Source organism: Enterovibrio coralii, from assembly GCF_001559595.1.
Classification (GTDB): Bacteria; Pseudomonadota; Gammaproteobacteria; order Enterobacterales; family Vibrionaceae; genus Enterovibrio; species Enterovibrio coralii.
Genome location: NZ_LNTY01000021.1, coordinates 21,831 through 46,493 on the forward strand (window position 1 = coordinate 21,831; position 24,663 = coordinate 46,493).

A 24,663-nucleotide genomic window follows, 5' to 3' on the forward strand; every position below is an offset into this window, starting at 1 on the left:
GAAAGAAATTTACGCGTTTGTTGAGCGAATAGATTTCGTTTTTCGGACGCGCTTCTTTCGCATTCGAAGCTTATTGCAAGGTGCCATTTGACGCGGTCTGCGAGCCATTTCATAGACTTCGGTACGCATAAATCAGCGTAAAGTATCGTTCTCTAACTGTCTGGATTGAAAGACAGTTGTGGCTATTTGAATTCGCTAACCTCGCCAAAGGTCACAAAACTGTCATAATAGAATCACATAATGACGCCCTAGAAATAATAAGTTAACTGGGTATGGAAAAATGGTAAGACGGATTCTTGTTGTCGAAGACGAAGCACCTATCCGCGAGATGTTGTGCTTTGTGCTGGAACAGAAAGGCTATCAGGCCGTAGAAGCAGAAGACTATGACAGTGCTCTGGAGAAGATCTGCGAGCCTTACCCTGAATTGATCCTGATGGACTGGATGCTGCCTGGCGGCTCTGGGATCAATTTGATCAAACACTTAAAGCGTGATGAGCTGACGCGTCAGATCCCTGTGGTGATGTTGACGGCGCGCGGTGAAGAAGAAGATAAAGTTCGCGGCCTAGAAGTCGGTGCAGATGATTACATCACTAAACCTTTTTCACCAAAAGAGCTAATGGCACGACTGAAAGCAGTAATGCGTCGTGTTTCTCCAACATCACTGGACGATGTGATTGATGTGCAAGGCTTGAAGCTCGACCCGGTTTCGCACCGTGTCACTGCAAATGAAAAGCCGCTCGAGATGGGACCGACCGAGTTTAAGATGTTGCACTTTTTTATGACCCATCAAGAGCGTGTTTACAGCCGTGAGCAACTTCTGAATAACGTTTGGGGAACCAACGTTTATGTTGAAGATCGTACGGTTGACGTGCATATTCGTCGCTTAAGAAAGGCGCTGGAAGCTGACGGTCACGATAAACTCGTGCAAACCGTTCGCGGAGCGGGCTATCGCTTCTCCACGCGCTCGTAATTAGACGAGAACCTGTTCATGTTGTTGTCCGATGGCCACCGGATGACATGATGGAGACATAGATGGTCGAAAGACTCACTTGGAAGAAGCTGGCTTTAGAGCTGGCTTTTTTTTATCTGCCTTGGTTTGTAATTGGTTGGTTCTTCGGTGGACTGCCTTGGTTATTGCTGCTCGCCACCGTTTTGGTGCTGCTTTGGAACTTCTACCATCAGTTAAAACTGTCTGATTGGTTGTGGAAAGAGCGCAGCCTCACCCCGCCTTCTGGCTCTGGTAGCTGGACGCCGCTGTTTAACGGTATCTATCGTTTGCAAAAGCGTAATCGCCGCCGCCGTAAAGAGCTGGCAAACCTTATTCGCCGTTTCCGAAATGGTGCGGAATCCTTGCCCGATGCCGTGGTGGTTTTCGAGCATGATGGTTCCATTGTTTGGTGTAACAAACTCGCCCAAGAGTTGTTGGGCTTTCGCATGCCGGACGACGCAGGCCAGTACATTGGTAACCTCATCCGTACACCAGAATTTATTGAGTACTTGAGCCGCGCAGAATTGGGCGAAGCTTTTGAGATGCGTTCAACGCTTCACGCCTCGAAAACTCTGGAATTTCGAACCATGCCGTACGCCGAAGGGGAATACCTGATGGTGGTGCGTGACATTAGCCAACTCAAGCAGCTTGAAGGCATGCGCCGCAACTTTTTTGCCAACGTTTCGCATGAACTTCGCACACCGATGACGGTACTTCGCGGCTACCTTGAGATGGCAGAAGATCCTGAGATGCTGGTGGGACCCATGTGGGATAAAGCCCACGGTGTGATGACCGAACAGCTCACGCGAATGGAAAGCTTGGTGGAACAGCTTCTGACCCTGTCGAAAATCGAGGCGAGCGTGAAGATTGCGCTTGATCAGAAAGTCGATGTGCCAGCCATGTTGGATGTATTGGAGAAAGAAGCGCAGACCCTGAGCGGCAACCATGCTCACGAGTTTGAGTTTGAAGTTGACCATTCACTGCGTGTACTGGGCGATGAAGATCAGCTTCGCAGTGCGATTTCTAACTTGGTCTACAACGCGGTGAAACACACGCCGCCAAGTGCCAAAATTAAGGTGCGTTGGTTCAGAACCGCAAAAGGTCCACGCCTTGAAGTTGTTGATAGTGGTGAAGGTATTGCGCCTCAACACATCGACAGGCTAACCGAACGTTTCTACCGCGTGGACAAAGCGCGTTCGCGCGAAACGGGCGGCAGTGGCTTGGGTCTGGCAATTGTGAAACATGCCTTGAATCATCACGAGTCCGAGCTTGAAATTAAGAGCAAGGTCGGCGAGGGTAGTGTGTTCTCCTTTACGCTGCCGGAGCGTCTCGCATGCTAAAACGGGTTATCACGCTGATTGCCTTTCTGACATTTGGGTCATCGGCGCTTGCCGATGACCACCTTCCCCTTTATCACCGTGTCGACAATATCTCTGGCAACCTGTCATCAGTAGGCTCAGACACGCTGGCGAACCTTGTCACCCAATGGGGCGTATTGTTCAAAAAGCTGTATCCGAGTGTGAATGTGCAAATTCAGACCTCGGGTTCATCGACAGCTGTTCCAGCACTGATTGAAGCGACGACGCAATTCGGCACCATGAGCCGACAGATGCGTGCGCGTGAGATTGAAATGTTTGAACGCAAATACGGGTATCCGCCGACAGCCATCAAAGTGGCCATCGACTCGATGGCCATCTTCGTTCACCAAGATAACCCAATTGATGGCATCAGCCTGACACAGGTCGATGCGCTGTTTTCAGAAACGCTTCGCTGCGGCTCCAATGAAAGGTTGGAAAAGTGGGGACAGTTGGGGCTAAAAGGCAGCTGGATCAAACGTAATGTGCAGTTGTTCGGCCGCAACTCGGTATCGGGTACGTACGGCTTTTTCAAAGATGAAGCCCTGTGCGACGGTGATTTCCGTGCCGACGTGAATGAGCAGCCAGGTTCGGCTTCTGTGGTGCAGTCGGTCAGCTCGTCACTGAACGCGATTGGTTATGCGGGCGTAGGCTATCGAACGGCTGGCGCAAAAATGTTGCCGCTGGAAGTGGACGGCGAATACATCTATGCCACCGTGGATAACGTGATTTCTGGTGAGTACCCACTTTCCCGTTATTTGTATGTCTACGTGAACAAGGTGCCAAACAAACCATTGGCTCCGATGGAAGCGGAATTTATTAAGCTCATCTTGTCGCGTCAGGGGCAAGCGTTGGTCAGTGCCGAAGGCTTTGTGCCATTGCCAGCTAGCGTGATTGAAGAGCAGCTAAGAGCCGTGGGATTGTAATCACCGCGTGCAACAAAAAAGACCGATGTTTCCATCGGTCTTTTTTTTTTTACTGCTCGATAGTCACCGTCCAGCCTACACCTTGCCAGTAGACTTGCTCGGCTTCCAAGTCGGCCGCCAGCAAGCGATTTTGCTTGAGGTAACCTTCAGGGAATGAAAGCGACCACACATCGTCTTTAACCGATACGTCAACGTCAGGCGTCGGCTCACCAGAGCGCTGAACATTCAGTACGCAAGCCAGCTTAAAGACCGAATCAATGGGAAGATGTGCTTTTGTTTGTAGATGGTGAATTCTGGCATTTCGGCGAGCTTCAGTGTTTTGCGGTGGAATCGCGTCACTGTCGCTAGCACGGTTTGCTGCTCCTGATTGAAGCCGGGCATGTTGGTATTTTGCAGAATATACGCAGAGTGCTTATGAAAGCCTGAATGTGCGATGCTCAAACCCACTTCATGAAGCAAGGCCGCCCAGCTAAGCAAAATCGCCAACTCCGCCTTTTTCGGCGTCAGTTGCGGCTCAGCTTGAAGATAGATTTTCTCTGCCACCTGCTGAACATTGTCAGCATGCTGTTTGTCGATGTGGTAGCGTTCCGCTAAATCTGCGGCAGTGCGGCTTCGAATATCACTGTGCTGGAATCGCTCTTCCATCTCATAGAGTAAGCCTTCACGCAGTGCGCCGTCCGAGTAGACCATCTTCTCGATATCCAGTGCTTGGAATACACCGGAAAGGATGGCGAGACCTGCCGCGAATACGGGGCGTCTGTCCGGAGACAGTCCCGGTAATTCGAGCATCTCTGCGGATTTGAAAGTCAGCAGGGAATCAATCAGGTTATCGAGGCGTTTACGGGTGATGATGCCATCTTCGTGTCCGCTTGCGATAAGTACTTCGCGAATGGCTTTGATAGAACCAGAAGAGCCAACGGCTTCTTCCCAACCAAATCGCTTGTACTGACGAGCCATGCTTTCAAGCTTCAACTCGGCGGCAATCTGCGCCGCAGCAAAACGCTTGGTCGAGATTTGGCCGTCTTTAAAAAATCGCTCGTTAAAGCTGACACAACCCATACGTTTGCTGTTGACCAGCGAGGCGTTGAACCCTTTGCCTATTACTAGTTCGGTACTGCCGCCACCAATGTCGACAACCAGCTTGCGCCCTTCACCCGGTTGGGTGTGGCTGACGCCCAAGTAAATCAGACGGCCTTCTTCAACGCCGGGGATCACTTCGATGGGGTAGGGAAAGACCGTGCGCGCACGCTGGAGGAAAATGTGGCTGTTTTTTGCTTCGCGTAGGGTGAAGGTGGCGGCGACACGCACGTTTTCTTCTGCGAAGCTTGGAGTCTTTCGGCAAACATACCGAGGCATTCGATGCCTCGGTTGATAGATGCGTTGTCTAAGTTAAGTTGGTCATCAAGACCTGATGCCAGTCGAACACGTTGTTTGTGGCGGCTGACTATTTGCAGGCCTTGCCCGACGACGCGGGCAACGACCATGTGAAAGCTGTTTGAGCCAAGATCTATGGCTGCGATTTCTCTTGGCTTATCAGTTTGCTTTTCATCATTCATTTTTCAACTTGTCCGCTAAACGTCTTTTTTCCGTTCTCTCTACTTGTTTAAGGTAATCGTAAATAGCAATTTGCGAACGTATTTTTTTGCGATTTCCACGTTTAACGTAGGCATTGGACATGTCTTTGTCGATCACGCGTGCTTTGGCACGGTCGGCAAACTGCAGTTCGATAATGTCCATGATACGGTCTTTTAAGCGCTCGTCTTTGATAGGCGTTGCAACTTCGATGCGGTTATCAATGTTACGTGTCATCCAGTCAGCAGAGGAAATGTACACGTCACGGTCACCACCATTTTCGAAGGCAAATACGCGTGGATGTTCGAGGAATCGGTCAACGATACTGATGGCTTTGATGTTTTGGCTAATCCCTCTGACACCCGGCACCAAGGCACACATACCGCGAATAATCATGCGGATTTTCACGCCTTCGCTGCTGGCTTTATACAAGAGGTTCACCAGCCCTTTGTCGACGAGGTTATTCACCTTCAAGGTAATGCCCGCTTTGCGTTTGGCTTTGGCATGCTCAATCTCGCGCTCAATCAAGCGATAAAGACGCGTACGTGAATTGCGCGGTGATACGATCAGATTGTTAAACTTGACCGGCTTGTAAGGATTTTCAATAAAGTTGAAGACCTTACGCACTTCAGAGGTGATGGACTTGTCCGCCGTGAATAGCGAAAAGTCAGTATAGATTCGTGCGGTTTTCTCGTGGAAGTTACCGGTACCTATATGGGCATATTCGCGCAGCCCGTCTTCTTCTCGGCGAGAAATCAGACACAGCTTAGAGTGGATCTTCAAACCCGGCGTACCGAATACCACTTTTACGCCTGCGTCTGTCAAAACGCGAGACCACTCAATATTTGCTTCTTCGTCAAATCGCGCTTGCAGTTCAACCACCACGGTCACACGCTTGCCATTGTTAGCCGCATCAATCATGGAGTTGATGATACGGCTGTTTTTCGCCACTCGATAAATATTGATGCGAATGCTGCGTACTTTCGGGTCATAAGAGGCCTGGCGCACCAATTCTGTCATATGACGGAAGGTATGGTACGGGTAGTAAAGCAGGACATCGCGCTCGCGAATGGCATCAAATGCTGTTGGGTACTGGCGAAAATCAGCGGACTCAATCGGTGGTAGCGGAGGATTCTCCAGATACTTCATGCCCACATTCGGGAAGCCGATAAAGTCTTTGAAGTTGTGGTAACGCGCGCCTGGCAACACACTGTCGTAATCAGAAATCCTCAGCATGTCGAGAATGTGTTTGACCATGTCTTCGGGCATATCACGCTGATAAACAAAGCGAACGGGCAGGGCCGTCAAACGTTGGTCGAGGCTGTCTGACATGTTCTCTAGCAAACTGTGGTCGACTTCGTTAGTCAGGTCGTACTCGGCGTCGCGGGTCATTTTCATCGCGTACGCTTCGGCAGTGTCATAGTCAAAGAAACCGCGGAAAATTTCATCCAGACACAAACGAATGATGTTATCTAACAGGATAATGGTTTTGCGACGACGCTTGCCTTTGGGCTCTGGCACTTTGATGAATCGTTCAATTTCATCGGTCGGAATTTCGATAAGTGCATAGCGGGTAGGTTGCCCTTCTTTTTTCAGCTCTACAGTCAGGTACGAGTAGGCATCTTTTAAGAAGGACAACACATCCATGTCATCGGTCAGAATAATGGGCGTGATATGTGGCAGCAGGTTGCTGACAAAGTGCTTACGTAGCCAGTTTTGCTGATACTCAGTGAGCTGACGTTCATTAACGAGAAAAATATGGCGTCGTGCCATTTCCAGCAGGATGTCGTTATACAGGTGGTCAAAGTCCTGATTAAGCTTCAGCACTTTTTCCTGAATCTTTCCGAGGAGCTCTTTGGCATTGGCATCGCCACCTTGCTCTTCGTTGATCAGGATGCGACGTTTTACGTCGGCAAACCGAACCTGATAAAACTCATCCAAGTTACTGGAGAAAATCCCTAAAAAACGTACTCGTTCAATGATGGGAACGGTTTTATCCGCTGCCTCCTGAAGTACCCTTTCATTAAACGATAGCCAACTAAGTTCTTTTTCTACGTAATGCGTATCAGCGCTCATTATTCCCTGTTCCTGCTAAGAAATATCGTTAACATCAAACTCCACGATAAGATCGTCAGATAACCCTTCGAGTGCTTCTCCAATGGCATCGAGTGAGACTGTGTTAGCAATATCCAGATCGAAATCCGCAGTGAAAATAACGCCGCCAGAATTGGCCGCGCTCTGCGCATTTGTTTCTAGGTTATTGATGTTAATGCCAAACTTGGCAATCTCTCTCGTCACCTCTTGGATAATGCCGGGGCGGTCATTGCCTGTGACGGTCAAAGTATGTGTGGTTGTATCCGGCTCTGGTTGCCGTGCAGCGTCAGCGATAAGAACATCTAAATCTGAAATGCTTTTAAGCGCGGTTGAAAGCGCTGGTGCATCTTCTTCTTTGATGTCGACTTGAATGATGCCAGCAAATTTCCCAGCGAGTTTGCTCAGGCTACTTGCTTGCCAACTTCCTTGATGTTGGAAAACTGTATCGGAAAGTGTTTCTACAAGACCGGGACGGTCGGTGCCAATCAAAGTGATTACTAACTGCTTCATGGTTGATCCTTAACGTCTACAGCGTGGAGAAGTTCCATAATGGATCTGCAGGTAGAGAGTGTCTACCTTAGACTGAAGCAGTGAGTCCGATCTGTGTTTTAAGTCAACGTTAACAAAGGCTAAATATCTTTTGTTACACTTTTATTTCAGTTGATTAACTTGGTCTGAATTTCTGTACTGTCACATTTGTGTCATCAAAAAGAAATATTATGTCTTGCTGAATCGAGTTAAAGAGGTACCAATGGCAAACGCCACCAATGCGCTGATGCAAGGAGATCCCCGCCGGCGTTTCACAGACAAGTTAGCGCGCCTATCCGTAACAGGAGGCGGTCTTGTCGTGCTGTTTGCATTGTTACTGATATTTTTCTACCTCGCTTATGTGGTGCTTCCGCTGTTCAAAAGCCCGGATGTGACCTTCAACAAAGCACTCGATCTGACCTTCCATCAAGCACCTGCACAGTTAGGTGTCGACGAAAATGACCAGCTCGGCTTTCGCTATTCGCACTCAGGTGCACTGACGGTTTTCTCCCTTGAAGGGCGAGACCAAGTCGTATTGCGCGAGCAGCTTGCAGAGAAACCAACCAGCTTTTATGCCCAGCACCCAACAGCAGGTATTACGGCCTATGGTTTGGCTGACGGTTCTGTTGAGTTTCAACGTCTGCGTTTTATATCTCATTACGCCGATGGCAAGCGCTCATTCACGCCAGATTTACAGACAATGGGCGATGTGCAGCTCTCGCTGAATGGGCAGGCTATCACTCAGCTTTCTTTTTCTGACCATGATGGCGAGCGCATTGTGGCAGGCTTGGCCGACGACCAAATTCACGTCGTTCTTGAAGATAATGGCGTAGAAAAGCTGCGCACCATCATTTTCTCCGAGCCAGATGCCAAGCTCCTCGTGACACCGAATGGCCGCAAACTGTTTGAGTTGGTGGGGAATGAACTTAATGTCTATACCGTGTCTCCGCGTGGCGTAAACCGCAGAGAGTCGGTCGATGTTGAGTTGGTGACAGGCCACAAACCCACAGAAATGACTTTGCTGGCTGGTGGACATTCTCTGCTGGTGCGATTGGAAAATGGCGACATCGGCCAATGGTTTGATGTGGTTAAAGCCAATGAGCGCAGCCTGACATTGGTTCGCGACTTTAACGTTGCAAACGGTGACCTTGCCGTTGAAGCGCACCGCAATGTGTTCGCAAACCTTGCGACCAACGGTGTGCTGTCGCTTTGGCATGCACCGAGTGATACACACGATAACTTTGAGTTTCCGCTGCTCGCCAACACCGTCGACATGATGGCATTTTCGCCCCGTGCTGACCGACTGCTGATAGAGCAAAGCGGTAAGCTTTCTGTATTGAATGTCGATAATCCGCACCCGGATGTCAGCATTGCATCGCTGTGGAAGAAGATTTGGTATGAAGGCTACGGAGAGCCTGATTATGTCTGGCAATCCACCTCTGGCAACGAGACGTTTGAAGGCAAATTGAGTGTTGTACCTGTGGTATTCGGTACCATTAAGGTAGCTGCATTCTCGCTAATTTTTGCGATTCCTTTGGCCATTGGTGGGGCTATCTACACCGCTTACTTTATGCCATCGAAACTGCGTAAAGTGGTGAAGCCAACCATCGAAATCATGGAAGCATTACCCACGGTTATTCTGGGTTTTCTTGCAGGTCTTTGGCTTGCGCCCATCATTGAAAAGAACCTACCAGCCATTTTCATTATTTTCGTGTCGCTACCCATTTCTTTCTTGGTGGTCGCGCTAGTATGGGCAGAATTACCGAAAAGGTGGCGCAGACGCATTCCCGATGGTGGACACCTGTTCTTGCTGATCCCGCTCATTTTGGTAATGGGATACATGGCATTCTTGGTTGGCCCGTATGTTGAACAGCACTTTCTGGGCGGTGACAGCCGCGTATTCGTGACTGACGTGTTAGGCGTGAACTTCGACCAGCGCAACGCGATTGTGGTGGGACTGGCGATGGGCTTTGCAGTTATCCCGACCATCTTTACTATTGCAGAAGACGCGATTTTCTCTGTGCCTAGCCACCTGACAAACGGTTCTTTGGCACTGGGCGCGACGCATTGGCAGACGTTGACGCGTGTTGTGTTACTGACCGCAAGCCCAGGTATTTTCTCTGCAATCATGATGGGCTTGGGACGCGCAGTCGGTGAAACCATGATCGTTTTGATGGCGACAGGTAACACGCCGCTGATGGAGTGGAACCCTTTCGAAGGGCTACGCACCCTTTCTGCCAACATTGCCGTTGAAATGCCGGAGTCAGAGGTGGGAAGCTCGCACTATCGCGTTCTGTTCCTGACCGCATTTATTCTGTTTAGCTTCACTTTCTTATTTAACACCGTGGCGGAATTTGTTCGTCAGCAGTTACGAGATAAATACCGTGCGTTGTAAGGTTTCCATTCTTTCCTGTTGTTCAACACCACAAAGAGGTTGCGATGTTTAAGCGATTAAACCGCAGCTCGCCGTGGGTGTGGATGAGTGCGGGTATGGTCAGCCTTTGTCTTGTGGCCGTGCTGGGTGTGATGCTGTTGATTGGCTGGAAAGGGCTTGCCTATTTCTGGCCTTCGCCTATTTATCAATTCGACATTAAAACCCCTCAAGACAGAGCGTTTCTATGGTGAGATTTATGACACCGAGACGGTGCTGTCGCGGCAGCTTCAGGAAGCGGGCACAGAATTAAAAGACCCAACCGCCAATGAGCAGGTGCGTCTTCTGATCAAAATTGCCAACCGTGAACGTGAAGCGCATGACTTCATCTCCGTATTGCAGCAAGACATCGTTTCTCAGGTTGCGGATAAAGACATTGCCGTTGTTGAACGTACTGAAAATGGCGCGTTTTTCGGTATTGCTGAAGGGTATATCCTCAACGGCAAAATGATGAACCAGCCGCTTCTTCCTGCGTTTTACCAAGAGAAGATTGCTGAAATCAATGAACGTCGTGATGAGCTTACGCGCTTTGAGCGCGTAGACATTGAGAAGGTGAATCATCAGCTCACCGAATTGAAGACAGAGCGTCAGGCATACATCAAAGCGCAGCAGCCTGTGCCTGAATTCTTGCAAGATGAAATTAAGATTTTGCAGGAACGTTATGAAGACAAAGAACAAACCTTGATGGCGATGCGCTCTGACATGGCATTAGATAGCCTGTTGATGGCTGATCGCGATGGCAAGACAGTGCGCATTCCGATGAACCACGTGATGGCGATGTGGTATCCCAACGCCATGACATGGAGTGACAAGTTCACCCACTGGCTCGATCAAATCGGCAAGTTCATTACTGAAAACCCGCGTGAAGCGAACTCGGAAGGCGGTGTTTTCCCTGCCATCTTCGGCACGGTATTGATGGTGCTTTTGATGTCAGTCATGGTCACACCGTTGGGTGTGCTGGCGGCGGTTTACCTTCATGAGTATGCAGGGAAAAGTGCCTTTACTCGCATCATTCGCATCGCTGTCGTTAACCTCGCAGGTGTGCCTTCGATTGTTTACGGCGTGTTTGGTCTGGGCTTTTTCGTTTACTTTATCGGTGGCAACATCGATGCGCTGTTTTACTCAGATACCTTGCCAAATCCGACCTTTGGTACGCCGGGGATATTGTGGTCGTCACTGACGCTGGCGATTCTGACTTTACCTGTGGTGATCGTATCTACCGAGGAAGGTTTAGCGCGTATTCCGTCTTCGGTAAGACATGGCTCCATGGCACTTGGTGCAACGCAAGCTGAAACGCTGTGGCGCATTGTGCTGCCAATGGCGAGCCCTGCAATCATGACAGGACTGATTTTGGCCATCGCTCGCGCGGCGGGCGAGGTAGCACCGCTGATGCTTGTGGGTGTGGTAAAAGTAGCACCAAGCTTGCCGCTTGATGGCAACTTCCCATACTTACATTTAGACAGAAAGTTTATGCACTTGGGTTACCATGTGTACGATGTCGGCTTCCAAAGCCCGAACATTGAGTCGGCAAGACCGCTGGTGTATGCCACGTCTTTGCTGTTGGTTACAGTTATCGTCAGCCTCAATTTGGCAGCGATTACTATCCGTAACCATTTGCGCGAAAAGTACCGTTCACTTGAACAAGACATTTGATCCTAACGAGGACATGACAAAGAAATGATATCAATAGGTGCCAACATTGGATTGCCGGGTCCAGTCGATTTGTCTTCATTACCTGATGAGCAAACCGCACTGGTGATCCGTAATCTCAACCTTCACTACGGCAATACGCAGGCGTTGTTCGACATCAACATGCGTATTCCAAAAGGGAAGGTAACGGCATTTATTGGACCATCTGGCTGCGGTAAGTCCACGCTGCTTCGCTGTATTAACCGCATGAATGACTTGGTGGATGGTTGTCGCGTTGATGGGGAAATCTCACTGCATGGCACCAATGTCTACGATGAAGATGTGGATGTACCTTCGCTGCGTCGTCGCGTGGGGATGGTGTTCCAGCGTCCGAATCCGTTTCCGAAGTCTATTTACGAGAACGTCATCTACGGTCTGCGTTTGCAGGGTGTGAAAAACGTCCGGACTTTGGACGATGCGGTCGAGCGTTCGCTGCGCTCTGCGGCACTTTGGGATGAAGTGAAAGACCGACTGCATGAGAATGCCTTTGGCCTCTCCGGTGGTCAGCAGCAACGTTTGGTGATTGCCCGTGCTATCGCGATTGAGCCTGAGGTACTGCTTCTTGATGAACCAACCTCAGCCCTTGACCCAATCTCGACGCTAACGATTGAAGAGCTTATCAACGATTTGAAGCGCAAATACACGGTCGTGATCGTTACACACAATATGCAACAAGCGGCGCGCGTGTCAGATCAGACGGCATTTATCAACCTCGGGAAGTTGGTAGAATACGCAGATACAGATACACTGTTCACCACACCAAAGAACAAGCAAACCGAAGACTATATTACTGGCCGATACGGCTAAAGGATCCCGAAGTAAATGGATAACCAAAACATCAGTCGTCATATTTCAGGCCAGTTCAACACTGAGCTTGAAGCAATCCGTACCCATGTACTTGCAATGGGTGGATTGGTTGAGCGCCAGCTAACTGATGCGCTGCGCGCAATGCATTATCAGGATGTCGACCTAGCCAAACATGTCATGCGAGAAGACCATAAAGTTAACTCGATGGAAGTGGCGATTGATGAAGCCTGTACCCGTATTATTGCCAAACGTCAGCCTACGGCAGGCGATTTACGATTGGTGATGGCAATCATCAAGACCATTACCGATCTAGAGCGTATCGGTGATGTTGCTGATAGCATTGCCCGCATGGCTCTGGATAACTTTTCAAACTCCCAACAGCCATTCCTTGTATCGCTGGAAAACCTTGGGCAGAAAGCGGCGCGCATGCTGCACGACGCACTGGACGCCTTTGCGCGTATGGATGTTGATGCGGCGATGAAGGTGTATCACAGTGATGACCAACTGGATAAAGAATACGAAGCCATTCTGCGTCAGTTAATGACCTATATGATGGAAGACCCGCGTTCGATTCCAAACGTATTGAAAGTGATGTGGTCCGCGCGTGCGATTGAGCGCGTTGGCGACCGTTGCCAGAACATTTGCGAATACATTATCTACTTCGTAAAAGGCAAAGACATTCGCCATACCAACAAAGAACAGCTCGAGAAAATGCTCAAGTAAGTTCCATGAGCATTCGACGTCAAAAAAGCAGCCACGTAGGCTGCTTTTTTTGTCTCTTTGACTAGGTGTTAAATTGCTAGCCATTCAACACCACACATGAAAAAGCCCCGCGAATGCGAGGCTTCTGTGAGATATAAATCTGCTTATTGAATTGCTTTGAAGAAGCTAGCACCTGGCGAGTAGTCGCCTTTCATGCCAACTAACTGACCATTGTTGTCAAATGACAAGATCAGCTCTTTCTGTTGGGCTTCTTCATGCCCTGGCTTCAGGTACTGAACAAAGTACCACGTGTTTGGGAAACCCGCTTCAACGAGCATTGGAGGACCAAGTAAGAATTTAACCTGCTCTTTGGTCATGCCAAATTTAAGTTCCTCGACCGCAGTTTGGTCGATGTAATTTCCCTGATTGATATCTATGCGATACACCAACTTGTCTACCAATGAACAGCCAGTCATCGTAGCAAGAACAAGTGATACCGCAGCGATGTGTTTCCAACGCATGACTTCTTACTTCATTTCCAAAATAGGGGGACGATAATAAACAAGCAATTGAAAGAAGTAAAAACCTCTTGTTTCAACTTGTCAGTTCGACCATGGAATTTGGAAAAAGTTTCTTGCGATTGAGCAAAGACTAAGCAGCAATCAACAATTCTCTCGCATTTGCCAGCGTATGTTCAGTGATTTCGCTACCGCCAAGCAAGCGTGCCAGCTCTTGAACGCGTGCGGTATCATCCAGTGCCATCATGCTGGTTGTCGTTGAGCCTTTCTCGCTCGCCTTTGCCACAAACATCTGTTGATGACCACAACCTGCCACTTGAGGAAGGTGCGTAACACACATGACTTGTGTCGACTCACCCAGTTTACGCAAAAGCTTGCCAACAATGGCTGCCGTTGGACCACTGATACCGACATCTACTTCATCGAAAATCAGGCTTGGCGTATCGACTTTTTGAGCAGTGATCACCTGAATTGCCAGCGAGATACGTGAAAGCTCACCACCTGATGCCACGCGACCAAGTGCTTGCAACGGTTGACCTGGGTTGGTCGAAACCAATAGCTCAATGCTGTCGACGCCTAGTGGAGACAGGTGTGTGTCGGGTTGGCTGTCCAAGGCGATGTGGAATTTGCCGTGTTGCATGCTTAGTTCATGCATGCTCGAAGAAATCAGTTTATCCAATTCTTTTGCATAGCGTTTACGGCTCTTACTGAGTTTTTCTGCCGCTGCCATACAGGCTTGATGCTTAAGGTCGACCTGTGCAGACAGTTGTTCGATTTGGTTATCACTGTCGTTTAGGTTTTCAAGCTCTGCATTCAGGGCTTGGTGCGCGCCGTAAAGCTCTTCTGGCAACACTTGGTGTTTGCGCGACAGGCGCATAATGGTCGCCATACGCTCGTCAAGGTAGCCAAGACGGGCTGGATCCATATCAAGGCGATCCATGTATGCCGTGATCTCGTGGGAAGTTTCTTGTACCTGAATGCATGCTTCATCCAGCATTTGCTGAAGATCGTTGAACTGGCTGTCCATTGATGCCAGTTCTGCAAGTTTCTGCTGAGCAAACTGCAGAAGCTGAAGCGCATTATTATCTTCGTCTTCACTCAGTGCTTGCAGTACGCTTTGGCTGCAAATGGCGATATCACCGCAGTTTGACAGGCGTTTGTGTTCTTCTTCCAGATCCGGATATTCAGTTTCACCCAGTGCCAGTTCATTGAGCTCATTCACTTGGTATTCGAGCAACTGTTTTTGTGCCTCAAAGGCTTCTTTGCTTTTTTCGAGTTGCTTGAGCTCATTGCGTGCTGCGCGCCAATCTTGGTAACGCTGACGCATGGTAGTGAGGAGATTTTGATGGCCCGCATATTGGTCGAGCAGAGTCAGCTGGTAGTCGTTTTTCATCAAAAGCTGGTGGGCATGCTGACCGTGAATATTGATCAAATGTTGACCCAGTGATTTTTGCTGAGATGCAGGGACAGGACTGCCATTGATAAAGGCGCGGGAGCGGCCTTCTTTGGTGATAACACGACGCAGAATACACTCATCACCATCGACCAATTCATTGTCTTCTAACCAGCGACGAGCGGCCGGGTTATTTTGAAGATGAAAGAGGGCAACGATTTCCGCTTTTTCCTCACCAGGACGAACCATGGCAGCATCGGCTCGGTCGCCAAGCAAAGTCCCAGCGCATCAATAGCAATGGATTTACCTGCACCTGTTTCACCCGTAATGGTGGTCATGCCTTTATGGAAATCGAGTTCTAACGCTTTAACAATGGCAAAGTTTTGGATCGTAATGTGCGCTAGCATGAGAATGAATACCTGTGTTTATTATCACCTGTTGATACATACAGTATATACTGTGTTTGTATACAGTAAAGGTGCTGGGTATCGATCTCTGAAAAAATTTGTGACGGGTATAACGAAAAGAGCAGGCCAAGCCTGCTCTTTATTGATGGATAGTTAGCCGATTGTCAGAACAATTTGCTGGCCCAGCCAAGTTTTGTTCGTAGTGTTTTGTAATAGCTGTAGTTTTTCGGGTGAATGAGTTTCAGCAATGATGGGCTACGGTAGATATGTACTTCATCACCCGGATTCACTGGCAAAGATACCTGACTGTCACAACTCACTTCCAAGGTGCTGCCGTTATCTGGCGAAACCACGAGCTTAATATGTCGTTTGGCATCCACCACAAGCGGTCTGCTAGAAAGCGTGTGTGGGAACATCGGCACCAGCGAAATCGCATCCAGGCTCGGTGAGAGGATAGGGCCGCCACCTGACAGGCTGTATGCGGTTGACCCTGTCGGCGTTGAAATAATGATGCCGTCAGAGCGTTGTGAGAAGGCGAAGTTATCGTCAATGTAGACTTCAAACTCAATCATGTGCGCGACTTGGCCTGGGTGAAGAACGGCTTCGTTCAATGCCGCGTTGTGGCTTTTAATTTGGCCGTGTCGGTGCACTTCCGCTTCGAGCAAGAAGCGATAATCTTCAATATATTCCCCTGCCAGTACGTCAGATAACGCTTGCTCGTAAGCGTCTGGGTCAAGGTCGGTTAGAAAGCCCAGATTGCCGCGGTTAACCCCGATGACGGAAATATCAAAGCGAGACAGCACACGGGCGGCACCAAGCATGTTGCCGTCACCACCAATGACAATCGCTAAATCTGCTTTTGCGCCCAGGGAGAGTAAGTCGTGAAAATCTTCTGCAGGGATGTTGAGATAATTATCGAGTCGGTTATCTACGAGCGTTCGGTAACCCTTTTGTGTCAACCAGTTATAGAGGCTTTCATGTGTGGCTACCGCATCGGGATTTCGAGGTTTGCCTACCAAAGCAATAGTGTTGAAACGCTTTGACATCTTATTGATCCTGCACAGATTAGTGGCTTGAGTATAAGCGAATGAGAAAAACTTGTCGTGCTTTGCGGCATAGCGCACCTTGAAACGCGGGCACACATCCCCATAATAAGCAAAACTGTCGAGATTGATGTCCCATTGCCTCACATTGTGGGACTCAACACAGAGAATTGTGTCGGAGAGAGCATGAGCAAAGAAGAAAACAAGATCCAGGAAGAAGAAGTGCTGAATGAAGCAGTAGAACAAGTGGCAGATGAAAATGCCCTGGATGCAGAAGCGGATGCAATGATCAGCCGCATCACTGAACTGGAAGCGGCGCTGGAAGAAAGCGAAGCGAAAGTAAAAGAGCAGCAAGACAGTGTTCTGCGCGCTCGTGCTGACGTTGAAAACATGCGTCGTCGTACCGAACAGGAAATCGACAAAGCGCGCAAGTTTGCTTTGGAGCGCTTTGCTAACGAACTGTTGCCAGTTATCGACAACATGGAACGCGCTGTTGAGATGGCGGAGAAAGACAACGAAGCCATCAAACCAATGCTGGAAGGTGTTGAGCTGACGCTGAAGACGATGAAAGACGCGGTTGCTAAGTTTGGTTTGAAAGAGCTGGACCCAACGGGTCAACCGTTCAACCCAGAATTCCATCAGGCGATGTCTATCCAAGAAAGTGCTGACCACGCACCAAACACTGTGATGTTCGTAATGCAAAAAGGCTACGAACTGAACGGTCGTGTGGTTCGTCCTGCGATGGTTATGGTGTCTAAAGCGGCTGCTGGTAACGTTGACGAGCAAGCGTAATTTAGTCCAATTTAAGAAAAACCCGCTTTTTGCGGGTTTTTTTCATTTTGCCCCCTTGAAAGTGGCTTTCGTGCCCTTATCTATGGTGCATCAGAAAGAAAATTAAAAATTTTTCTTGTGTAGGGTTGAACCCTTAACTGCGACCCCCATATAAGGGTTAACGCAACATAGACGTAAGACGAATTTCGGAGAAAACCAAATGGGTAAGATCATTGGTATCGACTTGGGTACTACCAACTCATGTGTAGCAGTACTAGACGGTGACAAGCCACGCGTAATCGAAAACGCGGAAGGCGATCGCACAACGCCATCAATCATCGCGTACACCCAGGACGGTGAAACTCTGGTAGGTCAGCCAGCAAAACGCCAAGCTGTAACTAACCCAGAAAACACCCTGTACGCGATCAAACGTTTGATCGGCCGTCGTTTTGAAGACGAAGAAGTACAGCGTGACATCGAAATCATGCCGTTCAAAATTGTTAAAGCTGACAACGGCGACGCTTGGGTAGAAGCGAAAGGCGAGAAAATGGCTGCGCCTCAGATTTCTGCCGAAGTCCTGAAGAAAATGAAGAAAACTGCGGAAGACTTCCTGGGTGAGGAAGTAACTGGCGCGGTTATCACAGTACCTGCGTACTTTAACGATGCACAGCGTCAAGCAACTAAAGATGCTGGCCGTATCGCGGGTCTAGAAGTTAAACGTATCATCAACGAACCAACTGCAGCTGCACTGGCTTACGGTCTGGACAAAGAAGGCGGCGATCGCACTATCGCGGTTTACGACCTGGGTGGTGGTACTTTCGATATCTCTATTATCGAAATCGACGAAGTAGAAGGCGAGAAAACCTTCGAAGTACTGGCAACCAACGGTGACACTCACCTGGGTGGTGAAGACTTCGATAACCGCATGATCAACTACTTGGTAGATGAATTCAAAAAAGACCAAGGCATCGACCTGCGTAAAGATCCACTGGCAATGCAACGTCTGAAAGAAGCGGCAGAGAAAGCGAAAATCGAGCTGTCTTCTGCACAACAAACTGACGTGAACCTGCCATACATCACTGCAGATGCGACTGGTCCTAAGCACATGAACATCAAAGTGACCCGTGCGAAGCTGGAATCACTGGTTGAAGATCTGGTTCAACGTTCACTGGAGCCTCTGAAAGTTGCTCTGGCTGATGCAGATCTGTCTGTAAGCGACATCAACGACGTAATCCTGGTTGGTGGTCAGACTCGTATGCCTATGGTTCAAGCGAAAGTTGCTGAATTCTTTGGTAAAGAAGCGCGTAAAGACGTTAACCCTGACGAAGCAGTTGCTGTAGGTGCTGCGGTTCAAGGTGGTGTACTTGCGGGTGACGTGAAAGACGTTCTTCTGCTGGACGTTACTCCTCTGTCTCTGGGTATCGAAACCATGGGCGGCGTGATGACCAAGCTGATCGAGAAGAACACCACGATCCCAACAAAAGCGAACCAAGTGTTCTCTACTGCTGAAGACAACCAAAGTGCGGTAACTATCCACGTTCTGCAAGGTGAGCGTAAGCAAGCTCTGCACAACAAGTCACTGGGTCAGTTCAACCTGGAAGGTATCAATGCAGCACCACGTGGCATGCCACAAATCGAAGTAACCTTCGACCTGGATGCTGACGGTATCTTGAACGTGTCTGCAAAAGACAAGAGCACAGGTAAAGAGCAGAAGATCACTATCCAAGCTTCTGGCGTCTGAGCGACGCAGAAATCGAGAAAATGGTTCAGGAAGCGGAAGCGAACAAAGAAGCAGATAAGAAGTTCGAAGAACTGGTAACTGCTCGCAACCAAGCTGACCAAATGGTTCACGGTACTCGCAAGCAAATCGAAGAAGCGGGCGACGCACTGCCAGCTGACGAGAAAGAGAAAATCGAAGCGGCTATCTCTGAACTGGAAGAAGCGCGTAAAGGCGAAGACAAAGACGCTATCGACGCGAAAGTTCAAGCTCTGATCGCTGCATCTCAGAAGCTGATGGAAGTTGCACAACAGCAAGCGCAAGCTGCTCAAGCGCAACAAGACGCCGGTGCACAAACTAAGCAAGACGACGACGTTGTTGATGCTGAGTTTGAAGAAGTAAAAGACGACAAAAAATAAAACCAGCGAACAAACCTGATGAGAAAGACGCCGTAAACGCGGCGTCCTATCAAAAGGAATAAGCCGATTTTATTTCGCACGGGCGTAGGAGGAATCTCCTTCGCCCGTAGTTGTATAAAGCGAAGCGGGTTTATGTTCGCTTGGTTATAAGAACAGGTGACAAGTAAAACATGTCAAAACGTGATTTTTATGAAGTACTTGGCGTAAGCGTGACGCGGAAGAACGCGAAATTAAAAAAGCGTACAAGCGTCTGGCAATGAAGTATCACCCTGATAGGAATCAAGGGGACGATACGGCTGCTGAGAAATTTAAAGAAGTTAAGCTGGCCTATGAGATCTTGACGGATTCTCAGAAGCGAGCGGCCTATGATCAATACGGTCATGCAGCCTTTGAACAAGGTGGCATGGGCGGTGGCGGCGGCTTCGGTGGCGGCGCAGACTTCAGCGATATCTTTGGTGACGTGTTTGGCGACATCTTCGGCGGTGGTCGTCGTGGTGGTCAGGCTCGCGCACAACGCGGTGCGGATCTGCGTTACAACATGGAGCTGTCTTTGGAAGACGCTGTCCGTGGTGTGACCAAAGAGATCGAAGTACCGACGTATGTTAGCTGTGATCCTTGTGGTGGCAGCGGCTCTAAGCCAGGTTCATCGCCTCAAACTTGTGGCACCTGTCATGGTCAAGGCCAAGTACAGATGCGTCAGGGCTTCTTCGCGGTTCAGCAAACCTGTCCTACCTGTCACGGTCGCGGCAAAATCATCAAAGACCCTTGTGATAGCTGTCATGGCCAAGGCCGTGTGCAGAAGACCAAGACGCTTAGCGTGAAAATTCCTGCGGGTGTTGATACGGGTGACCGTATCCGTCTGAGCGGTGAAGGTGAAGCGGGAGAGTTTGGTGCGCCAGCGGGTGATTTGTACGTGCAAGTGCATGTGCGTGATCACCATATCTTCACGCGTGACGGCAACAACTTGTTCTGCGAGGTACCGGTGAGCTTTACCATGGCGGCATTGGGCGGCGAAGTTGAAGTTCCAACGTTGGATGGCCGTGTAAGCCTGAAGGTACCTGCTGAAACCCAGACTGGTCGTATGTTCCGCATGCGCGGCAAAGGCGTCCAGTCAGTGCGCGGCGGTGGTTTGGGTGATCTGATCTGTAAGCTGGTGGTAGAAACCCCAGTGAACCTGAGCAGCAAGCAAAAAGAACTACTGCGTGAGTTTGAAGAAACGCTGGGTGGCAGTGCAGCGAAAAAGCACAAGCTAAATCAGAAGGTTTCTTTGACGGCGTGAAGAAGTTCTTTGACGACCTGACCAGCTAATGCAATCGCATTGATAAAAAAACCGGCTTTTAGCCGGTTTTTTATATCCAGCATTTGCTGCTATCTAATGCATCATCATTTTTATCTTTGTTTGACTGCTCGGTAGCAGCATTGATGATCATCGTATAGCAATCATCATCGTTTTTCTGCGTGGACGTTGATTTCGGCGTCGCTTTTAGCACGTACACATTATTTCCTGTCCCGCCAGTCGCGATGGAAAAGTCATATTCTTCTGATACCTGACAGGTTGAGCAGATCAAATTGGTGTTGCTTGGGTAACTGCCATTCTCAGTAAAGTACTGTTCGGTATACGTCTGCAACTGGTAAAGGTCGAACTGCGCGCGTTGCCGTTCCGATTTTACGAGAAAGTCGCTCAACGCAGGCACCGCAATCGCTGCGATAGCACCGACGATAGCAAGGCGATCAAAACTTCGATCATCGTCATACCGGAATGTAATGTCTTGGTTCTCAGTGTCATTTTTTGGTTCGCCATACAGTAAAACTGTTTTATTCCAAAGACCTAACTTATCCCCGTTGCTAGTATGGATACAAGTTGAGCAACTTATTGTGGGTAGCTGTTGGTGAGATATTGGAATCTACAACGCGGATTTAGTCTCATTGAAATGATTGTGGCAGTGTCGGTATTGGCAGTGGTCACAGCTGTAGCCGTCCCATCATTTGTTAATTCTCACCAAACAGCAGCAGTAGAAAGTCGTGCCTCAAAGTTACTGACCATTTTGGAAGTAGGGCAAACCGAATCCGTTAAACGGCATCGTGCAGTCTATGTCTATTACCAGCCCGCAAAAGAGGGTGTTGATGGTTGTATAGGGTTGAGTGAGAAAAGCGCGGCAACCGATTTTAGTTGCAGTAACAGCGAAGGCTTGCAGAAAGTCGCATTCACCGAGGAAGACGCCATCACGGTTCAAGATCCTTTAGTCGCAGATACCACCAAGCTTTTTCACTTCTCTTCGGTGAATGGACTGCCGTCATCCAACGAAACCGTCAAATTAACCTATGGCGATGAAACGGGTGGGGAATCCGGTGTGATGATACGTCAATACTCAGGACTTAAAGGATGCAGCAATACCGCTTATAGAGGGTGGGAGGCCTGCCCGTCATGAGTAAACTCCCGAGAGGCTATACGCTGGTCGAGTTGTTGGTGGGTATGACAATAGGCCTTGTCGTCTTGTCTTCTTCTCTGGCTCTTTTTGCCGTTAATAGCCAGTTTGGATCTCGGCAGCTTCAGTCTGACTTTCTTCGTACTCAGCTCAATATGATTGCGAACACACTGAAAGTGGAAATTTCACGCGCAGGTTTTTGTTATGACTGCACCTCAGTGAACCCATTTCTGCAAGTCGATGGGGCGGGTGATGTGTCTTCGATCTTGATTGATGATAGTGCGTCCAAATCGACGGCGGGTAGCTGTATTCGTTTTGCTTACAACCATGACAAGCGCATAGATGCGCTGGCCTTGGATAAAGATGATGCCAAGGGCTTTAGGTTGGGGAAAGACAGCGACGACAACCCTGTCATCGAAATTTATGAAAATTACAACGGACTTGCCAATTGGAACTGTTCCAGCGACAGCTCTAACGGTGGCGCGTCGGGTTATTGGCGGGATATGACTTATGAACGTTTATCGATTACTTCGCTAGCGTTCACAAGACAACACCACCAAGGTGTGGCATCAACGAATAAAAACCAAGTCGTAGAGGTGAGCGTCACCGCTGCATTAAAAGCGGATAGCTCTATTCAAGATACCATTTCGTTCTCTATTTCAGTGCCGAATGTGGATGGTTGAAGACGATGAATAAACACAAAGGCATGGCAACATTGACCGTTGTGACTGGCATTTTGCTTACCGTCGGACTTTTTTCGATTGCAGTAGTAGGGTCTGGCTTCTCGGATATAAAGAAAACCCAAAACTATGTGACAGACGCAAGCCAAAGGGCTTCAGCGCAGGCTGGGCTGGATTGTGCGGCCGCGATTTACGAACAAAAGGAGCTGAATCCGAAAGCAGCGGGTTTCAGTGCTGCAGAATTTAGTGAATGTGAAATCGCAGGCGTGACGATCACGATCCAAAGTGTGGGGGATTATTGGGAGCTCGCGTCTTCATCTAGATATGCGATATCCAAAGCCATCATCCGTGAGCATGAAGGGAGTGTAAGCTCGTTTAAAACCTCTGGCGGACTTGTCATTGATGGGGGCAATGCTTGGACGCCAGCAAAAGGTGACTTAATTGAAACAAAGGATGGCGTCGATTATTACGAATGCACGGCGATTGTGGCGGGTGGTGATGTAACGATTGATGTCGGAAACAGCAATGCTGAGTTCACCTCTGAATTGACATCTGCAGCAACAGAGACACAGGAAAAATGTGCAACGAACTACAGCACACATGTTCCAGCTAAATCAGACCCTATTACCAACGCCTTTGAGAATGACATTCTTCACAATCAACCTAACATTGATGTGTTTGAAGATACGTTTAAAAAGCCTAAGGATAAGTGGCAAGAGGTGAAGGATGGATTCGAAATAAAGCTGACGACTGGCTCTGCCATCTCAAACAGTGAAGTAGTGAAGAATTGTGGAACCACGATAAAAGAATATATAGATAAAGGAAAAACGAAAATTTGGGTTGAAGGCGATTGCCTGCTTTCAGGTATGTCTGGAGCGGGTAGCGAGGCGTCACCACCTATGGTGGTGATTAAAAATGGCATTGCAGGATCCAACGGTGGATTTACGTTTAACGGAACAATCTTCCAATTTACGGTGGATTACCCCGCACAAAGCATAGCGGATTCTTGGGGGGCCTATAAAAATACCGATGGTACAGGACACATTCTTTGTAAAGACGGGGCGATGTCTCTTCTTTGTGCGCAGCTTTTGAATGAATTCAAAGATGATATGAGCCTATGGGGAGCAACCCCATTCTTCTTTAACGGTTCTTATGAAAGTAAGGGGGCTTACTTAGTTGATGTGCCGGATTCAAAATCTATCGTCCGAGGTGCGTTCAAACCCGGTTATCTTGATGACGACGAATCAAGCGGTGGTGGTTCGACAGGAGGAACCCCAAAACTAGTAAAAGGAAGCTTCCATGATTTTTAAAGTGCGAGGCTTCTCTTTGGTCGAAGTATTGGTGTCAATGACCGTCATTATATTGTCTGCAGTGTCTGTCTTGAAACTATATAGCTATTTAGAAGTAGAGAAAGCTAACACGTCCCTCTATATAGAAGCGAAGCGAATCGCCGAATCACAGGTATCGCTGATGCAGACCATCAACACAGAAGGCTCCGCGTGTGAGGGAAAAACGCTGGCAACCATAAATGAATGCAAACTGATCTTAGACGCTGATAGCATTTTTACTATCGCTGTGACGACGCTAAAGACGCTAGAACACACACCAGCGTCAGGAACGGCAGAAACGTATGCAAAAGTATTCAGCGTAAATGTGTCTTGGGATGACCGCAGTGGGGATGAACAAAGTCTGATCTTGCCTGTTTCTGTATCTAAATTCACCAATCTGTACGAATAGCGCTCGAACAAACTCGTTTTGTGATGTTTTTCGCAAATTGCCCTTGCCAATGTGTTTTTGCTCCCTATAATGCCGCTTCACCGACACGGAGAGCGGCACCTAACAAGGAATGCCAATCGAATCGGTAAGATGAAAACTTCAAGGTTACCAAATGAAAGGGTAACGCTGAGGTTGGTCAACAAGGTGTTTTGGGGGTTGCGAAAGCAACGCTGAAAAATCTCAAAATTTCTTCTTGACTTCATCGCCCGGCAGCGTAAAATTCGCAGCCCTGACGGTGAGAAGCAAACGCTTCTTAAGTCAACGTTCTTTAACAATTTGACCTATGCAATCTGTGTGGGCACTCGTCATTGATAGACAAAAGAATTATCAACGAACTGAGTGACCAAACGAAATAACTTCGGTTATTCGGCACAGTCAATTCGTTCTGCTCTTTCTGCTTTATGTAGAGAGGGACTAGAAC

Annotated in this window: 17 protein-coding genes and 5 pseudogenes; 14 read left to right on the plus strand and 8 right to left on the minus strand. The window is 48.7% G+C overall.

Going from position 1 to position 24,663, the window contains the following annotated elements:
* The first annotated feature begins 280 nt into the window (after positions 1-280).
* From phoB to ATN88_RS06520, 3 genes are all read left to right on the plus strand, one after another.
* Positions 281-970: a phosphate regulon transcriptional regulator PhoB gene (gene phoB, locus ATN88_RS06510; protein WP_067413147.1), complete on the plus strand. Its 690-nt coding sequence runs from the start codon at positions 281-283 to the stop codon at positions 968-970.
* A 62-nt stretch (positions 971-1,032) separates the two neighbouring features.
* The gene (phoR, locus tag ATN88_RS06515; protein ID WP_067413149.1) at positions 1,033-2,328 is read left to right on the plus strand and encodes a phosphate regulon sensor histidine kinase PhoR; all 1,296 of its coding nucleotides are present in this window, start codon (positions 1,033-1,035) and stop codon (positions 2,326-2,328) included.
* Entirely contained in the window at positions 2,322-3,269 is a 948-nt protein-coding gene (locus ATN88_RS06520) for a PstS family phosphate ABC transporter substrate-binding protein (protein WP_067413152.1), read from the plus strand. Before phoR ends, ATN88_RS06520 begins: the two co-directional genes overlap by 7 nt.
* 49 nt (positions 3,270-3,318) lie before the next feature.
* On the opposite strand, the pseudogene ppx reads toward ATN88_RS06520, so the two are convergent.
* The 3 genes and pseudogenes from ppx to ATN88_RS06535 form a co-directional block, all read right to left on the minus strand.
* A pseudogene (gene ppx / locus ATN88_RS06525) lies at positions 3,319-4,825 on the minus strand (exopolyphosphatase).
* Positions 4,818-6,917 carry a polyphosphate kinase 1 gene (gene ppk1 / locus ATN88_RS06530; RefSeq protein WP_067413156.1) on the minus strand — a complete coding sequence of 700 codons (2,100 nt, stop codon included), beginning with the start codon at positions 6,915-6,917 and terminating at the stop codon, positions 4,818-4,820. The pseudogene ppx and the gene ppk1 overlap by 8 nt, the downstream one beginning before the upstream one ends.
* 15 nt (positions 6,918-6,932) lie before the next feature.
* Entirely contained in the window at positions 6,933-7,445 is a 513-nt protein-coding gene (locus tag ATN88_RS06535) for a glycine cleavage system protein R (RefSeq protein ID WP_067413159.1), read from the minus strand.
* 241 nt (positions 7,446-7,686) lie between these two features.
* On the opposite strand from ATN88_RS06535, the gene ATN88_RS06540 reads away from it, so the two are divergent.
* The 4 genes and pseudogenes from ATN88_RS06540 to phoU all read left to right on the plus strand — a co-directional run bounded on the left by ATN88_RS06540 (position 7,687) and on the right by phoU (position 13,113).
* A complete protein-coding gene (locus ATN88_RS06540; RefSeq protein WP_067413164.1) occupies positions 7,687-9,858 on the plus strand; it encodes an ABC transporter permease subunit in 2,172 nt (723 codons plus the stop codon).
* A gap of 44 nt (positions 9,859-9,902) precedes the next feature.
* Positions 9,903-11,547, plus strand: a pseudogene (gene pstA, locus ATN88_RS06545) (phosphate ABC transporter permease PstA).
* 24 nt (positions 11,548-11,571) lie between these two features.
* Entirely contained in the window at positions 11,572-12,390 is an 819-nt protein-coding gene (gene pstB, locus ATN88_RS06550; protein ID WP_067413168.1) for a phosphate ABC transporter ATP-binding protein PstB, read from the plus strand.
* Positions 12,391-12,405: 15 nt separating this feature from the next.
* Positions 12,406-13,113, plus strand: coding sequence for a phosphate signaling complex protein PhoU (gene phoU / locus ATN88_RS06555; RefSeq protein ID WP_067413171.1), 708 nt, complete (start codon positions 12,406-12,408; stop codon positions 13,111-13,113).
* 143 nt (positions 13,114-13,256) lie between these two features.
* On the opposite strand, the gene bamE is transcribed toward phoU, so the two are convergent.
* The 3 genes and pseudogenes from bamE to nadK form a co-directional block, all read right to left on the minus strand.
* Positions 13,257-13,613 (minus strand): outer membrane protein assembly factor BamE, encoded by a 357-nt coding sequence (gene bamE / locus ATN88_RS06560; RefSeq protein WP_067413175.1) that lies wholly within the window; start codon positions 13,611-13,613, stop codon positions 13,257-13,259.
* Between the two features lie 130 nt (positions 13,614-13,743).
* Positions 13,744-15,410: pseudogene (gene recN / locus ATN88_RS06565) on the minus strand (DNA repair protein RecN).
* A gap of 164 nt (positions 15,411-15,574) precedes the next feature.
* Positions 15,575-16,456 (minus strand): NAD(+) kinase, encoded by an 882-nt coding sequence (gene nadK / locus ATN88_RS06570; protein ID WP_067413178.1) that lies wholly within the window; start codon positions 16,454-16,456, stop codon positions 15,575-15,577.
* A 183-nt stretch (positions 16,457-16,639) separates the two neighbouring features.
* Between nadK and grpE the strand changes: the two genes are divergently transcribed.
* The 3 genes and pseudogenes from grpE (at position 16,640) to dnaJ (ending at position 20,668) form a co-directional block, all read left to right on the plus strand.
* Positions 16,640-17,245, plus strand: coding sequence for a nucleotide exchange factor GrpE (gene grpE / locus ATN88_RS06575; RefSeq protein ID WP_067413180.1), 606 nt, complete (start codon positions 16,640-16,642; stop codon positions 17,243-17,245).
* Positions 17,246-17,444: 199 nt separating this feature from the next.
* Positions 17,445-19,360, plus strand: a pseudogene (dnaK, locus tag ATN88_RS06580) (molecular chaperone DnaK).
* Between the two features lie 170 nt (positions 19,361-19,530).
* Positions 19,531-20,668: pseudogene (gene dnaJ, locus ATN88_RS06585) on the plus strand (molecular chaperone DnaJ).
* A 41-nt stretch (positions 20,669-20,709) separates the two neighbouring features.
* On the opposite strand, the gene ATN88_RS06590 reads toward dnaJ, so the two are convergent.
* Complete coding sequence (locus ATN88_RS06590) at positions 20,710-21,045, minus strand: type IV pilin protein (protein WP_232312881.1); 336 nt, start codon at positions 21,043-21,045, stop codon at positions 20,710-20,712.
* A complete protein-coding gene (locus tag ATN88_RS28550; RefSeq protein ID WP_332308870.1) occupies positions 21,042-21,161 on the minus strand; it encodes a prepilin-type N-terminal cleavage/methylation domain-containing protein in 120 nt (39 codons plus the stop codon). Before ATN88_RS28550 ends, ATN88_RS06590 begins: the two co-directional genes overlap by 4 nt.
* An 88-nt stretch (positions 21,162-21,249) precedes the next feature.
* Here ATN88_RS28550 and ATN88_RS06595 point away from each other — a divergent pair, with 88 nt between their 5' ends.
* The 4 genes from ATN88_RS06595 to ATN88_RS06610 are packed head-to-tail and all read left to right on the plus strand — an operon-like array spanning position 21,250 to position 24,203.
* Positions 21,250-21,789 carry a pilus assembly FimT family protein gene (locus ATN88_RS06595; RefSeq protein WP_232312883.1) on the plus strand — a complete coding sequence of 180 codons (540 nt, stop codon included), beginning with the start codon at positions 21,250-21,252 and terminating at the stop codon, positions 21,787-21,789.
* Positions 21,786-22,469: a PilW family protein gene (locus tag ATN88_RS06600; RefSeq protein ID WP_067413186.1), complete on the plus strand. Its 684-nt coding sequence runs from the start codon at positions 21,786-21,788 to the stop codon at positions 22,467-22,469. Before ATN88_RS06595 ends, ATN88_RS06600 begins: the two co-directional genes overlap by 4 nt.
* A 5-nt stretch (positions 22,470-22,474) precedes the next feature.
* A complete protein-coding gene (locus ATN88_RS06605; protein WP_067413188.1) occupies positions 22,475-23,776 on the plus strand; it encodes a hypothetical protein in 1,302 nt (433 codons plus the stop codon).
* Positions 23,766-24,203, plus strand: coding sequence for a type IV pilus modification PilV family protein (locus tag ATN88_RS06610; RefSeq protein ID WP_067413191.1), 438 nt, complete (start codon positions 23,766-23,768; stop codon positions 24,201-24,203). Before ATN88_RS06605 ends, ATN88_RS06610 begins: the two co-directional genes overlap by 11 nt.
* Positions 24,204-24,663 lie beyond the last annotated feature (460 nt).

What these genes read in the sequence shown, in the direction of transcription:
- phoB (WP_067413147.1), top strand. Translation starts at nt 281, where the DNA reads ATGGTAAGACGGATTCTTGTTGTCGAAGACGAAGCACCTATCCGCGAG.
- phoR (WP_067413149.1), top strand. Translation starts at nt 1,033, where the DNA reads ATGGTCGAAAGACTCACTTGGAAGAAGCTGGCTTTAGAGCTGGCTTTT.
- ATN88_RS06520 (WP_067413152.1), top strand. Translation starts at nt 2,322, where the DNA reads ATGCTAAAACGGGTTATCACGCTGATTGCCTTTCTGACATTTGGGTCA.
- ppk1 (WP_067413156.1), bottom strand. Translation starts at nt 6,917, where the DNA reads ATGAGCGCTGATACGCATTACGTAGAAAAAGAACTTAGTTGGCTATCG.
- ATN88_RS06535 (WP_067413159.1), bottom strand. Translation starts at nt 7,445, where the DNA reads ATGAAGCAGTTAGTAATCACTTTGATTGGCACCGACCGTCCCGGTCTT.
- ATN88_RS06540 (WP_067413164.1), top strand. Translation starts at nt 7,687, where the DNA reads ATGGCAAACGCCACCAATGCGCTGATGCAAGGAGATCCCCGCCGGCGT.
- pstB (WP_067413168.1), top strand. Translation starts at nt 11,572, where the DNA reads ATGATATCAATAGGTGCCAACATTGGATTGCCGGGTCCAGTCGATTTG.
- phoU (WP_067413171.1), top strand. Translation starts at nt 12,406, where the DNA reads ATGGATAACCAAAACATCAGTCGTCATATTTCAGGCCAGTTCAACACT.
- bamE (WP_067413175.1), bottom strand. Translation starts at nt 13,613, where the DNA reads ATGCGTTGGAAACACATCGCTGCGGTATCACTTGTTCTTGCTACGATG.
- nadK (WP_067413178.1), bottom strand. Translation starts at nt 16,456, where the DNA reads ATGTCAAAGCGTTTCAACACTATTGCTTTGGTAGGCAAACCTCGAAAT.
- grpE (WP_067413180.1), top strand. Translation starts at nt 16,640, where the DNA reads ATGAGCAAAGAAGAAAACAAGATCCAGGAAGAAGAAGTGCTGAATGAA.
- ATN88_RS28550 (WP_332308870.1), bottom strand. Translation starts at nt 21,161, where the DNA reads ATGGCGAACCAAAAAATGACACTGAGAACCAAGACATTACATTCCGGT.
- ATN88_RS06600 (WP_067413186.1), top strand. Translation starts at nt 21,786, where the DNA reads ATGAGTAAACTCCCGAGAGGCTATACGCTGGTCGAGTTGTTGGTGGGT.
- ATN88_RS06605 (WP_067413188.1), top strand. Translation starts at nt 22,475, where the DNA reads ATGAATAAACACAAAGGCATGGCAACATTGACCGTTGTGACTGGCATT.
- ATN88_RS06610 (WP_067413191.1), top strand. Translation starts at nt 23,766, where the DNA reads ATGATTTTTAAAGTGCGAGGCTTCTCTTTGGTCGAAGTATTGGTGTCA.